The organism is Archangium violaceum (assembly GCF_016887565.1).
GTDB classification, from domain to species: domain Bacteria; phylum Myxococcota; class Myxococcia; order Myxococcales; family Myxococcaceae; genus Archangium; species Archangium violaceum_B.
Map to the genome: position 1 here is coordinate 7,166,774 of NZ_CP069396.1, position 13,771 is coordinate 7,180,544.

The following is a 13,771-nucleotide window of genomic DNA, read 5'->3' on the forward strand; positions in this document are numbered from 1 at the left end:
CGGTCTAGCTCCCTGAAATCATCGACCTGGCGCGAGCCAGCGTCTTGAGGTCCTGCCCGAACGGCGTGAGCGTCGGGCAGGTATTCGCCCCACCCCGCGCCGGCAGGATCTGCTTGATGAAGGTCGACAGCGTCCCGGACGGTCCGACGTCCAGATAGAAATGGCTTCCCTGGCGCTCCAGGTGCTGGAGGGTCCGGAGGAACTCGATCCGCCCCCTGAACGCATGCCAGAAATGATCGTCGGCCATGGACTCGACGACGCCCGCCCTGGCGCACGAGACGAACGGGAACCTCGGCGGGTTGTAGCGCACGGTCGACAGGAAGCCCTGGAACCCGACCCTCACCGACTCCAGCGAGGAGGAATGGAAGCCATACTCGACGGGCAGGCGCTGGTGGAGAATGTCCCGGCGCTTGAGGAACTCCTCCGCCCGCGACAGTCCTGACTCCCCGCCTGACACCACGAAGTGGGAATCCCAACTCACGGAGGCCAGCTCGCAATTGCCATGGAGGGCGGGCTCGGACTCGTACAGCGAGGCGGCATGAATCACCGCGATCATCCCGCCCCGCTCACACCGGCCCTCCAGGAGCCGGGCGTTCTCCACCAGCAGCTCGACACAGTCCTCCAGGCTCACGATCCCGGAGACGGCCGCGGCGGTGACCTCACCCAGGCTCGAGCCCAGGACGAACGACGGCCGGAGGCCCTCGTCGAGCAACACCTGGGTGAGCGCATACTCCACCATGAAGATGGCCTGGTGGGTGATGCGCGTGCGCACGAACGGCTCCGACTTCTTGCGGCGCTCGTCGTAGATGTGCTGGAGGACCGACTCACCGAGGTGGCGCTCGACGAGCCCGTCGAGCTCCTGCATCACCCGTCGGAAACGAGCGTCCTCCAGGTAGAGCTCACGGCCCATCTGGTAGTACTGCGAGCCCTGCCCCGAATACATGAACACGAGGGGCAGCTGGCTTTGACTGGAATCTCCCGGGCGCACGTTTGGCTTCCTTCTGGGCTCAGGCGTTTCCGAACAGCGTCTCGATCCGCTCGCGCACTTCCGGCTGCGAGAACGTGAGCTCGTGCATCCTCAATTCCTTGCGGATGCACTCCGTCAGGTCCGCTTCGATCGCGCTGCTGAAGTGTTTCTTGAGCGTGACCAGCGCGAGCCGCGGCTTCTCCACCAGCTCGCGAGCGAGCTTCATGGCGGTGGAGACGACCTCGTTCTTGTCGACGATGATCGCCCCGGCGCCCCGCTCCTTCAGCTCCGCGCCATGGTAGTTCCTCGCGGTGAACAGCATCTCCCGGCCCAGGGTGTCACCGAACCGCTTCGGGATGATGAACGTCGAGCCGAAACCTGGCGTGAACCCATACTTCATGAAGTTGGTGCTGTAGAGACACTGGGTGCCCATCACGAGGATGTCCGCGTAGCTGCCCAGGGCCAGGCCGCCTCCCAGGGCATGCCCCTGCATGGCGGAGATGACCGGGACCTCGCACCGGAGCAGGAGGTCGTGGATGTGCCCATCGGTGAAGACGGCCTCACCCGAGTAGATCTTCAGCAGCTCCTCGCGGGTCCCTCCGCAGCAGAAGTAGTTCTCGAAGCCCCGGAGGACCACCGCCTTGACGGTCTTGTCCTTCTGGATCTCGTCGAAGGTCTTGAGCAACCCCGAGGTCAGCTCCTTCGAGAACGTGTTCTTGCTCTCCCGATCCTCCATGACCACGGTGGCGATGCCATCCTGCCGCTGCAAATGGACCACGTCTCTCATCTTCGGTATCTCACGTGCCTTCGGGGTCCTTCACGTCCCACGGAAACAGCCGCCGCTCGACGAAGTCGCGGATGTCCTTCTTGACCTCCGGCAGCTCCGAGAGCCTGCTGATCTCCGCCACGGCCATCCGCTCGGTCTCTTCCGTGATCATCCACATGTCACGGAAGAACCGTTTGGTGTTGCCGATCGTCGAGCTCTTCAAGCGCGTCAACCGCAGGGCCCACTGGCGGATCATCTCATCGGGCTTGTCACTGACCTCGTCCACCAGGTTCATCTCGAAGGCCCTGCGGGCCTGGACGGGCATCGTCGTCAGCGTCATCCGATAGGCATTCTGGAAGCCCACCCGCCGGATGAGATAGGGCGTCACGCACGCCGGCAGCAGGCCCCACAGCGTCTCGGAGAGGCTGAACTGCGAGCGGGGCGTCGCCACGACGAGGTCACTCGCCACCACGAAGCCCACCCCGCCCGCGACCACCTGACCGTCCACGCTGGAGATGACCGCCCTGGGGATCATCGCGAGCCGCCGGATCGTCTCCATGTACCGGGCGAACATGGTGCCTTCCCGCGAATGCGCCTCGGTGGGCTCCGCGAAGTCCCGCCCCGTACAGAACACGCCATCGCGGCCCTGCAGGATGATCAGCCGGGAGTCGGCATCGCGTTCGATCTCGTCCAGCTCGAGGTTCAACTCGTGGAGCAGCACCCGGTCGATCTTGTTGCCCGACTCGGGCCGGTTCAGCACGATGGCGCGACCGTAGTCGAAACGCCTGACGGAAATAGACTCATACATCGCCCGGCCCTCGCGTCCCGAACGCAATGCAGCTGTTGATGCCGCCGAAGCCGAACGAGTTGCTCAGCGCCACCTGGATCCGGACACGCTCCGCGACCGGCCCGCTGAACCGGCAGACCGTGTCGATCGGCTGGCGCAGGTTGAGGTTCGGATGGACGAACCCATGCTCCATCTGCGTCACACAGGCGATCGCCTCGATGACACCCGCGGAGAACAGGCAGTGGCCCGTGAGTCCCTTGGTCGAGTTGATCCACACCCTGGGCGTCTGGTCCCCCAGGACGGCCCTGATCGCCCGGACCTCGGTCTTGTCCCCCAGGGGGGATGCCGAACCATGGGCGTTGATGTAGTCGACCTGCTCGGGCCGGAGGTTCGCGCGGGCCATGCACTGCTGCATGACGCGGATCTCGCCCGCCTCATTCGGGTCGGCCAGCCGGTTGCCATCGAGCCGCAGCGCGCCCCCCAGCAGCTCCGCCTTCCCAGGGACCCCCCGCCCCTTCGCCGAGCCCGCCGTCTCCAGGATGAGGCACCCGCTGCCCTGGCCGTAGATGAAGCCCTCGTGCTCCTGGTCGAAGGGGCGGCAGGCCAGCTCGGGTGAGTCGCGGAAGCGCCGTCCACCCATGGCGCCCACGTTGAAGAAGCCCTGCAGTGCCACCGGCGACAGGTCGCACAGGGCGCCGACGACCACGCAGGCGTCCAGCAGCCCCAGTTGGAGCAGCTGGGCGGCCTTCAGGATGGCCACGTTCCCGCTCGCGGAGGCACCGCCAACGGTGAAGCCCTCGCCGTGCAGTTGCAGAACCTCGCTGAGGGTGCCGACATGGTCGGTCTCGAGCCCATGCAGGACGTACCGCGGCGACAGGTACTCCGGCCCCTTGCCGTACTTGGCGAAGGCGTCGAAGTGGAACCGCTGCATCGAGCCCTCGGCCGCCACGACGACCCCGATTCGCTCGGGGTCGATGGGCGCCTCGCCGAGCCGCGCTTCCTTCCAGGCCTGGAGCGCACCGAGCACCGAGCACTGGATGGGGAGCGGCGCCCGCTGCGCGCTCCTGCGGGCCCGCTCCAGCACGGGAGGTGGCAACCCCGCGAGTGCCGGGAGGCGCTGCTCGAACGAGAAGTCCTTGAGCATCGCACCGATGTTGACGGGCCCCGCGGACGCGGAGTCTTGCTGGATGAACCCGACTCCGCTGCGACCCGCCTCGAGCGCGGCCCGGAGCTCCTCGATCGAGCCACCAATCGAGCAGACCACGCCCATGCCGGTAATGACAATCTTCTCGCTCATCTCCTGTCGCTACCTGGAACCCTTGCTCTGGCTCTTCTCGTACAGCTGATCCACCAGCCCCTGGATATTGGAGACACCAGCCAGGTCGACCAGCGGGATGTTGATACCAAGGGCCTCCATGGACATCGTCGTGATCTCGACCCGATCGATCGAGTTGGCGCCCAGGTCCTTGAGCTGGCAATCGACCCGGATCTGGTCCGCCGACACGTCCGACAGGACCTCCAGGATGTTCTTCTTCACGACCTCGAAAATCTCATTCTTCGTCATCACACACTCCTCGACCCGGTACCCTTGAAAGCCTTGCTCGCGCGGCCGCGAGCCTACCGGTCACATGGTTACAGTCAATCGGTTTTGACAAGACTTGAACGGGGTCACTCGAGCCACTCGTATTTCCTGTGGAACTCACGAATCTCTCTCAGCACGAGCCGCCGGGCGCCCGGCCGCCGCGCCGGAACACCGGGCAGCACCTCGCGATCCACCTGCACGTTCCGGGTGCCGAACTCCACCATCTTGCTGATGGTCAGCAGGTGCTCGTACTGGGGCATCGACAGCTCATGACGCAGCTCCAGCCCGTGCCCGATGTCGAAGCGCCGCTGGCGCTCCTGGCCCTCGCGCGTCACCACGCCGCTGTAGAACTCCGAGCAGCACCCGGAGCCATACGAGAAGACTCCGATGCGCTTGGGCCGCCCGAACTCGCCATGGTCGATGGTGCTGGCGAGCGACATGAACACCGTCGCTCCCATGATGTTGCCCACCCGCTGGCAGTAGCGCAGACCGGGGAGGACGCGCCGCTGGAAGTCTTCCTCGATCTCGTTCGTGGCGGCCTTGCAGAACTTGCGCATCATCTTGCGATGCGCGCCTTTGACCATTCCACCGAAGGGCGTATGGGAAGACAGGTACTGGAAGGAATTGCGATAGTCCGCGTCCTCCACCCGCCGCTGGTACTCCAGGAAGGCCTGCTCGTTGCAGTCCAGGTACGACATCAGGGACAGATCGGAGTCACCCGCCTCGCTGTCCGGCACGGGGCGGCAGGTATCCATCACCTCGTAGCCGTAGTAGCCGTTGGCCCCGACATCCACCTGATACACGTGGGGCGTCTCGCTCACGAGCACCGCCACCGCACCGGCGCCCGAGCTCGGCTCGGAGAAGGACCACTCCATGTTCACGGCGGAGCTGTGCTCGACGACCTTGAAGCGCGAGATGTCGGTGGCCACCACCAACGCCTTGGCCCCCGGTGACGTCTGGGACAGGATGAAGTTGACGGCCATCTGGAACCCGGCGGTGCCCGAGTAGCAGGCCTGCTTGAGCTCGAAGAGCCGGCAGTGGCGATTCAGCCCCAGGTAGTGATGGATATACGTGCTCATCGACTTGCCGAAGTCGATTCCCGACTCCGAGCACGTGATGAGCAGCTCGATGCGGTCCTTCTCGGCCGGGTCGAGCGCCTCGACGATCGGCATCGCCGCGTTCACCGCGTAGCTGACCGGGTCCTCCCAGGGCAGCGCGACGGTCTTCTGCTTCATCAAGAGGTTCTCGAACCTCGCGTTGTCGAGGCCGCGGTACTGGGCCAGCTTCTGGACATCGACGAAAGCCGAGCCCCCGAATACGTTCATCGCCTCGATGCCTACGTTCACCATGTCGCTCTCTCTTCGAATCTGATCTGGCCCACTCGGCCGTTTCCGATTTCTTCCCAAAATCACACGCTGCGAGCTTCGGTCGAGTCCCTCGCGGTCTCGCGAGCGAGCATCGCCGCGGCATCGATCCGTGGCTCGATGCCATACAACCTGCGGCAGACCTCGACCATCATCCCGAGCGTCTCTTCATCCTCGAACATCGCGAAATGATCCGGCGCCGCCGTCCTGTGGACGGTCAGGTTGGGGAGGAAGTCCCGCCACCGTTCCACACAATCGCTTGTCGCGTGGTACCGGTTCTGCTCGGCGAGCTCCTCCACGGTGGCCAGCTCCGGCCGGAAGAACCATTCCTTGTCCCTGCGGGAGAAGTAGTGGCACTCCACCTCGCCGGGACGAGGCAGGGGAGCGACCGAGTAGCGCCCCATGGAGGTGATGTTCGCCTCGGAGATGGCGGAGAACTTCTGGATCGCCGCCCTGAGCTCATCCTCGGAGTACTTGAGGCCCCGCTCGAGCCCCACCTGGACCAGGAAGGGCAGGAGGTCCTCGTTCCTGGGGGAACGCGCCATGAAGGTCTTCAAGTCATCGGGCCTGGCCAGGCCGCTCATGTTGAGGATGTTCAGGAACGTCAGGGCGAGGTTGCACTTCCGCGAGATCCGCGAGGAGACGGGTGGGAAGGGCGTATCGACGAGGACGATGCTCGTGACGCTCCGTCCGGCGAGTTGCAGCTGTCTGGCCACCTCGTACGCCAGCGCGCCGCCCTGGGAGTAGCCTCCGAGCTGGAAGGCGCCCTGCCCCTTCAGCTTCATCAGGATGTCGCGGTAGTGGCTCGCCATCTCGACGAGGTCGTCGAACGGCTTCTGCGAGTCCCGGACGCCGCGAGACTGGACCGCATGGAAGGACAGGTCACCGCCCAGCTTCCGGGCGAACGGCACGTACATCTGGACGGTGCCGAGCGCGGCGTGGAACCAGACGGTCGACGCGAGCCCGTCTCCCCGGCGAAGAAGCTCCACCTCTCGTGGCAGGACGGACCGGGACGAGCCACTCTCCCCCCGTGACCGGACCCGCTGCACCAGCTCCCCAACGGTCTGGCACTCCTGGACATCGGAGAGCTCCAGGCGGACGGACAACGTACTGTCGATCAGATCCACCAGCTGGGCCGTGAGCATGGAGTCGATACCCTGCTCCCTCAAGACCGCGGAGCCGGTCAGCTGCTCACGGGGTATCGCGGTGACCTGAGCGAGCAGTCCCACCACCACCGACCCGGCGTCCTTGTCGACGCCCTTCTCCACCTGCGGGGGCGGTGCCTCGATCATGGCGGTGGAGAGCCGTTCGGCTGCCACCGTCCGCACGGCACGGCCGGGCGGGATCCAGTAGCGCTCTCGCAGGAAGGGGTAGCCCGGCAGGGGCACGCGCCGGACGCGCCGGCTCCCGTAGAGCTCCTCCCAGGGGATCTGGACACCCTTCACCCATAGCAGCGCCAGCTTCGCGAGGTTTCGCCGCTGCAAGCTGTTCTGGATGATGAACCGGCTCTCCTCCTCTCCGAGGAGCAGCTTCCACTCCTTGAGCGCCGCATCGTCCACGGCGCCCCGGAAGATGCCTCCACCGGAGGTCTCGGTCTGGCCCCGGTCATCCAGATAGCGCTCGAGCTTCTCGACCAGGTCCGGGAGCGAGGACGCGACGAAGGCCACGCGATGCGTCATCGCCTCGCGTCCGCACTGGAGGGCGAAGGCAACCTCCTCGAGGGTGATCTCCGAGAAGCCCCACGACAGGTACTCCTGGCCCTTCAGGAAGCGGAGCAACTGTCGGGCGAGCATCTGAAGCTGGGGGGCCTTCCGGGTCGAGAGCACGATGACCTGCTCCGCCGCTCCGGCCGGCGTCTGCGCGGGCCGCCCCGCGTCGACATACTCCTCCAGGATGGCGTGGGCGTTCATGCCGCCGAAGCCATAGTTGTGGATTCCGACACGCCGCGGGACGCGCTGACCGCCCTGGTACTTCGCGGGCCATGCCTCGGTCCTGTCCAGCACTCGCACCGGAAGCTCGCCGTCCGCCTCGTCCCAGTTCAGCTCCTGGAGGTTCAGGATCCGGGTGAGCGTGTTGTTCCTGAGCGACAGGACGGACTTGATGAGTCCGACGACGCCCGACGCGGCGCCCAGGTGCCCCAGGTTGCCCTTGATCGTTCCCAACCCGATGGCGCCGGACGGACGCGCCGAGAACACGTGCTGATAGGTCTTCAGCTCCATGACGTCGGTGAGCTGATTGCCCGTGCCCTGCGCCTCGATGTAGTCGATGTCTCCCGGCTGGAGACGCGCATCGCGGAGGGCTTCCCGGATGACCTCCTGGTGGGAGGTGGCGTTCGGCGCCATCAGGTACACGCCCTTGCCGCCGTGCTCGACCGCGACGCCCTTGATGACGCCGTAGATCGTGTCGTTGTCCCGGATGGCGGAGGAGAGCCGCTTGAGCAGGACCAGGCCCATACCTTCGCCATTCAGATGGCCGGAGGCCCCGCGGTCGAAGGGCCGGGTGACTGGCTCGTTCGTGAGCATCCCCAGCTTCCTGTTGAGGATGAACAGGCTGGGGGTCAGCAGGACGTTGACGCCGCCGACGAAGGCCAGCTCGATGCTCCCGTGCCGGAGCTGCTCGACGGCGAGACTCAGCGCCGTGAACGAGCCGGAGCAGGCCGTGTCGAGCACCATGCTGGGGCCCCGCCACGAGAAGTAGCGGGAGACCCTGTTGGCCAGCATCGAGTGGGCATTTCCGGTGTTCATGTAGCCGTCGAGGGCATGCCCGGAGTCCTTGAGCAGCTCCACGTAGTCCTGCTTCTCGACGCCGACGAACAGGCCGACGCGCTTGTTCTGCAAGCGGGCGCGCGTGTAGCCCGCGTTCTCCATCGTCTCCCAGGTGACCTCCAACAGCATCCGGTGCTGGGGGTCCATGAAGGTCGCTTCGCGCGGCGAGATGTCGAAGTGCAACGGATCGAAGCGATCGATGCCCTCCAGGAACGCGCCATGGGTGCAATCCGTCTTGTTCTCCTCCTTCTGCGGATCGCCCCAGTAGTCCTGCCAGCGCCAGCGCGAGTCCGGCACCTCCGAGATGGAAGACCGCTCGTCGACGAGGTTGCGCCAGAACTCGCTCACGCTCGCGGCGCCCGGAAACCGGCCTCCGATGCCGATGATGGCGATGGCCTCGTCGCTCTCCGGGCTCTCCGTGCCCGAGCTGACGGAGTACGTGGGCGCACGAGCCTCGCTCCGGGCTTCCGTGGCCACGACCTCGACCTTCGCCACCACCGGCTGCGCGGTCGTCTCCACCTCGTTCAGCCCGAAGTGCTCGCGCAGCTCCTTCCCGTACTTCCTGGCGAGGAAGCCCACCAACGCGCCGAGCGTCGGATGCTCCAGGAAGGTGGAAGGCGCCAGCTTGATGAACCGGAACTGGCGCGAGAGCTCGTTGGAGAAGCCGGTCAGGGTGATCGAATCGAACCCGTACTCACTCAGGTTCTTCTCCGGCTCGATCTCACCCGGCTCGACCCTCAGGACCTCGGCGGTCATGGCCGCCAGCGTCCTGGCCAACGACTCCTCGACCTTCCTCGCCGCCCCGGGGCCGGTCACGGCCTCGGGCTTCGCGGCCGCCGCCAGCAACCCAGGCCCGGCCTCGTCGCGGGACTTCTTCTTGATGTACTGAGCCTCCCAATCCAGGACGAGGGGGTTCGCGCGCTGCTCGAGGGCGCCGTCGTACTCGGCGGAGGTGATCTCGCCCCGGCGCAGGAGGGACTCGAGGTTCTCCCGGCCCAGCCCCGCCAGGATGCGGTGCTTCAAGAGCTTGAGCGCGGGATCCGACTGGTCCGTCTTGACGAACGACTTCTGCCGGAAGACCTCCAGCTGCTTCCTGGCGTCCTCGTTGGCGTGAGAGCCGCGCAGCCGGTGGATCATCGGGAAGGCGGGGTAGTTCAGCAGCCGCCAGAACTCGCGGAACTCCTGCTCCGGCCTGGGGAACAAGCCCAGCTTCAGCCCGAAGAGCACGCTCGAGACGGGCGCCATGATGAGGTAGTAGTCGTCGGTGATCCGGTGTGAGAGCTCCTCGTCACTGAGCACGTACTTGCCGGACATGATCTGCGCGTACCAGCGCGCCACCATCTCCATGAAGTAGAACGAGCCGGTGAACGCGATGGGCAGCACCGACGTATTCACGAGGCTGGGGTTCTTTCCGTAGAAGATCCCCATCGCGAACTCCTTCGCGACCGAGATGTTCTGGAGGTAGCCGTAGCGGACGTCCTCCGAGCCGAAGTTCTTGTAGCCCGTGGCGAAGACGACGACATCCACCTCGACTTCCGACGAAGCGGCGTCCGAGAAGACACAGCCCTTCTCGTAGAAGCGCTCCAGATCGCCGCGAGGCTGGACCTTTCCTTCCGCGACCAGCTTCACGATCCCATCGTTGATGTGGACGATGGGGTTGCGGCGGAACTCCTGCTCACTCGGGAGGATGCCGCTGCGCTGATACAGCTCGAAATACTCCGGCATCGACTGCCGGAGACGCTCGATGATGTTGTAGCGGTTCTCGGGGATCAGGAGGCTCGCGGGCGACTGGCAGTCATTGGGGACGAAGCCCACCATTCGCGGCAGGATGAGCTTCTTGGAGCGGCGGCTCCAATAGACCTCCGCCGCGACCTCCGCGGCCTCCTCGGCGATGTCCATCGCGCTGACACCGCTGCCGATGACCAGGACCCGCTTCCCCCGGAAGCTCGAGTTGTCGAAATACTGCCCCGAGTGGAGGATCTCGCCCTTGAAGTGCTCCAGGCCCTTCTTCTTGGGGAAGTAGGGCTGCCAGAAGCTCCCCTGGCACAGGGCAACGCCATCGAACTCCTCCTGGCGCTCCTCGCCGTTCCTCCGGATCGTGACGGTCCACCTGTCTCCCACCTGGGAGACGGAGACGACCTCGCTCTCGTATTGGATGAGCTCGGTGAGGTGGAACGCCTCGGCGTACCTGCGAAGGTACGCCATCACCTCATCGACACTGTAGAACGTGCTCTTGATGTCCTGAGGGAGGAAGTCCGAGAAGATGCTCGTGAACATCGAGCTCTGGAAGCGCGTCTTCTTGTACGCGCCGGCCGTCTTCTCCTTGTTGAGGACCCACAGCCCGCCCATCGTCCGTTGCTTCTCGAAGATGACCGGCTGATGCCCCTCCTCCAGGAGGGACTTGGCCATCACGAGGCCAGAGGGGCCGGCGCCGACCACGCAGATCCGCTTCGGGCGCTTCTCCCCCGTGGAGCGGGGAGCCTTGCTCTCGACGATCTCGACCCTGGGTGCGCTCGCCGGCTCTGACTGCTGCTGGCGGGGCGCGCTGGCCCAGCAGGGGACCTTCTTGAAGGCGTACGCCGGCAGGGTGACCTTCTCGACGTCCGTGCCCTCGTGCAGGGTCGCCCAGTCCACCGGCGCGCCGCTGACCCAGGCCGCGGCGGTTCCGTCGAGCTCCTTCGTGTCCAGGCCTCGACCTGGGCTCACCGGATCCTTCACGACGCCGGTATGGACACCGGGCAGTTCCTTCGACGCCCCCAGGAACGCGCCCGCCTTCTCGACGAACTCGGCCACGGAGCCGACGACGAACGCGGCCCGGTGCGCCAGCGCATCACGACCGGTCTGAAGCGTGAAGGCGACGTTGGCGAGCGGAACACCGGGTTCCCGCTCCAGGTGGTCACGCAGGGCCGCGACATGCTCGCGCAGTTGGAGCTGCGTCTTCCCCGAGACGACGAGCAGTTGCCGCCTCGCCGGAGGGCTGACCACCGGCCGGGACGAAGGCACGTACTCCTCGAGCAACAGGTGCGCGTTGTTTCCCCCGGACCCGTAGGAATGGAGACCCGCCAACCGAGGCCGCTGTCCCCGCGTCCACGGCTCGGTGCTCGTCATCAACCGGCAGGGCCGCCCTTCCAGGTCGAGATAGGGATTGACTCGCTCCAGGCCGAGGATCTTATGGACCTTCTGGGTCTGGAAGGTCCGGACGATCTTGAGCACCGCGCCCAGCGCCGAGGCACACTCCATGTGCCCGAGCATCGGCTTGAGCGTGCTGATGCGGCAGGAGCCCGGCTCGATGACGTTGCCCTGGGCCGATGCCAGCTGCTCCAGGGCCCTGTTGCAAGCCTCCCACTCTGAGATGTCGCCGACCTGGTTCCCCATCCCCTGGGCTTCGATGTACCCGATGTCACGAGCATCGACGCCGGCCTGCTCGTAGCACCGCTTGATGACCTCGGTATGCGCCTCGACGTTGGGAGCCGCGATCGACATGCCCCCCTGGCCGTTGTAGTTGACGGCGCTGCTCCGGATCAGGGCGTGGATGCGATCGTGGTCCCGCTGCGCCTTCGACAGCGGCTTGAGCACGAGACTGATGACACCTTCGGCACGGATGTAACCCTCGGCGTCCTCACCGAAAGACTTCACGGAGTCCTTCGAGCTGAGGACCTTCATCCGAGAGAGGCCGATCAGCGGCTCGGGCCGGAGGATGATGCGTGCGGCCCCGACGATGGCGAGGTCGATCTCCCGGTTGTGGATGGCGGTCATGGCCCGGTGGATCGCCACCGCGCCGCTGGCACACATCGTGTTGACGATCTCGCTCGGCCCACGCAGGTCGAAGAAGTACGAGAGCCGGTTGGCCACCATGCTGGGGTGGTGGTTGAACCCATTGACGCCCAGGTCCACCCGCGCGGCCCTGAGGTGATGCAGGTACTCGTTGTCCTCGAGGGCGACATACACACCCGTGCGGCTCTTCTTCAGACCCGACGGGGCGCAGCCGGCGTTCTCGAGCGACTGATACACGGACATCAGCAGCAGGCGGAGCTGTGGATCCAGGAGGTCCGCCTCGTTGGGCAGGAAGCCGAAGAAGGCCGGATCGAAGCTCTTGATGTCGGGAATGAACGCGCCCCACCGGGTGCGCATCTTCGAGGCATCCTCGCCCGTCGCATCGTAGAACTCCCGCCAATCGAACCGATCGGCGGGGATCTCCGTGATGACGGAGCGATCCTCGTCCAGGTAGCGCCAGAAGTCCTGAACGCCCATGGCCTGCGGGAGATACCCATGCAGGCCGACGATGGCGATCGGCTCGGGCCGCGCCTCCTCGTGGACGCTCTTCCTGGACAGCGCGAGCTGCTTCTGCAGCAGCTTCAGCTTCTCCCGCTCCACGCCAACAGTCGTCATCTGGCTCATTCCAGGCCCCCCATCCGGGCCAGCCCTTCGCGCGCCAGGGCCGTCTTCAGCCGATGGAGAAACGGCAGGGACTCCATGACCAGTGAGTAATCGATGCCGAAGTCCATCAGACACGCAATCTCCGTCACGCCAACCGAGGCCGCCTTCTTGACCACACTCATCACGTCATCCACCGACCCGAACATGGCGCCTGTCTTGAAATAGCGCTCGTACGAGTATTCGACGATCTTGTTCAGTTCCCTCTCGGAAGGCCGCTCGGACTCCGGAAGGCTCTGGATGTGCCCCGTCAACGCGCTCTTGATGTAGTTGAAGAAGGGCTCCCGGACGGCGGCCTCGACCCGCTTCAGGTTCTCGTGCACCAGGGTGTGGAGCATGAGGGTGACCTTGCCGCCCTCGGGCGGAAGCCCCGCCTCCTGGCGCGCCGTCTTGTAGAGCCGGATCTTCCTGCCGAGCTCATCCAGATCAATCCCTTGCAGCATCGTCAGGACGTTGTAGCCCTCGTGGCCGGCGTACGTGTACGTCTCATCGAGCTTGGTGATGGCCAGCCAGACGTTCAGCTCCTTCTGGATGGGTTGGGGGTACACGCGGATCTCGGTGTCCTTGCCCTTCCCGTTCGGGAAGGACATGGGCTCCCCACGCCACAAGCGGCGGACGGTGCCGAGCCGCTCCTTCCAGACCTCCTTGAGGTTCGCGAACGTGCCGGGCGACAGGATGAAGTCGTTCGGATTCCAGCCACTGGCGAACCCCAGGTCGACGCGTCCGTTGGACAGATGGTCGACCATGGCCCAGGACTCGACGACCTCGGCGGGATGATGCAGCGGCAGCACGACCGAGCCCGAGCGCAGACGGATGTGCTTCGTCCTGACCGCCAGCGCCGACGCGAGCACCGCGGGGTTCGGGTAGATGCCGCCGAAGGGATGGAAATGGCGCTCGGGCATCCACACCGCCTCGAAGCCATGCCGGTCCGCGAAGTCCGCGATGTCGAAGATGAGCTTGTACCGATTGTCGAGCCCCTGATTCGCATCGGAGAAGAAGATGAAGCTCAGCTCGATCGGAGACGGATGCTGGCTCTGGGGCCGTGCCGGAAATGACAGGATTTCCGCCAGACGCTCGTTGATACGTGTGTCGTTCGAAGCCATGTC

General features: G+C 65.4%; 8 protein-coding genes. All 8 read right to left on the reverse strand.

Annotation, left to right across the window (positions count from 1 at the left end):
- Nucleotides 1-4: 4 nt before the first annotated feature.
- The 8 genes from JRI60_RS28555 to JRI60_RS28590 all read right to left on the reverse strand — a co-directional run bounded on the left by JRI60_RS28555 (nt 5) and on the right by JRI60_RS28590 (nt 13,768).
- A complete protein-coding gene (locus tag JRI60_RS28555) occupies nt 5-988 on the reverse strand; it encodes an acyltransferase domain-containing protein (RefSeq protein ID WP_204219048.1) in 984 nt (327 codons plus the stop codon).
- A gap of 19 nt (nt 989-1,007) precedes the next feature.
- Nucleotides 1,008-1,754 carry a polyketide synthase gene (locus JRI60_RS28560; protein ID WP_204219049.1) on the reverse strand — a complete coding sequence of 249 codons (747 nt, stop codon included), beginning with the start codon at nt 1,752-1,754 and terminating at the stop codon, nt 1,008-1,010.
- 10 nt (nt 1,755-1,764) lie between these two features.
- Nucleotides 1,765-2,541 carry an enoyl-CoA hydratase-related protein gene (locus JRI60_RS28565; protein WP_204219050.1) on the reverse strand — a complete coding sequence of 259 codons (777 nt, stop codon included), beginning with the start codon at nt 2,539-2,541 and terminating at the stop codon, nt 1,765-1,767.
- Nucleotides 2,534-3,817 carry a beta-ketoacyl synthase N-terminal-like domain-containing protein gene (locus JRI60_RS28570; protein ID WP_204219051.1) on the reverse strand — a complete coding sequence of 428 codons (1,284 nt, stop codon included), beginning with the start codon at nt 3,815-3,817 and terminating at the stop codon, nt 2,534-2,536. The genes JRI60_RS28565 and JRI60_RS28570 overlap by 8 nt, the downstream gene beginning before the upstream one ends.
- Nucleotides 3,818-3,826: 9 nt before the next feature.
- Entirely contained in the window at nt 3,827-4,084 is a 258-nt protein-coding gene (locus tag JRI60_RS28575; RefSeq protein WP_204219052.1) for an acyl carrier protein, read from the reverse strand.
- Nucleotides 4,085-4,188: 104 nt separating this feature from the next.
- Nucleotides 4,189-5,451: a hydroxymethylglutaryl-CoA synthase family protein gene (locus JRI60_RS28580; RefSeq protein WP_204219053.1), complete on the reverse strand. Its 1,263-nt coding sequence runs from the start codon at nt 5,449-5,451 to the stop codon at nt 4,189-4,191.
- Between the two features lie 59 nt (nt 5,452-5,510).
- Nucleotides 5,511-12,620 (reverse strand): beta-ketoacyl synthase N-terminal-like domain-containing protein, encoded by a 7,110-nt coding sequence (locus tag JRI60_RS28585; RefSeq protein WP_204219054.1) that lies wholly within the window; start codon nt 12,618-12,620, stop codon nt 5,511-5,513.
- 5 nt (nt 12,621-12,625) lie between these two features.
- Complete coding sequence (locus JRI60_RS28590; protein ID WP_204219055.1) at nt 12,626-13,768, reverse strand: MupA/Atu3671 family FMN-dependent luciferase-like monooxygenase; 1,143 nt, start codon at nt 13,766-13,768, stop codon at nt 12,626-12,628.
- Nucleotides 13,769-13,771 lie beyond the last annotated feature (3 nt).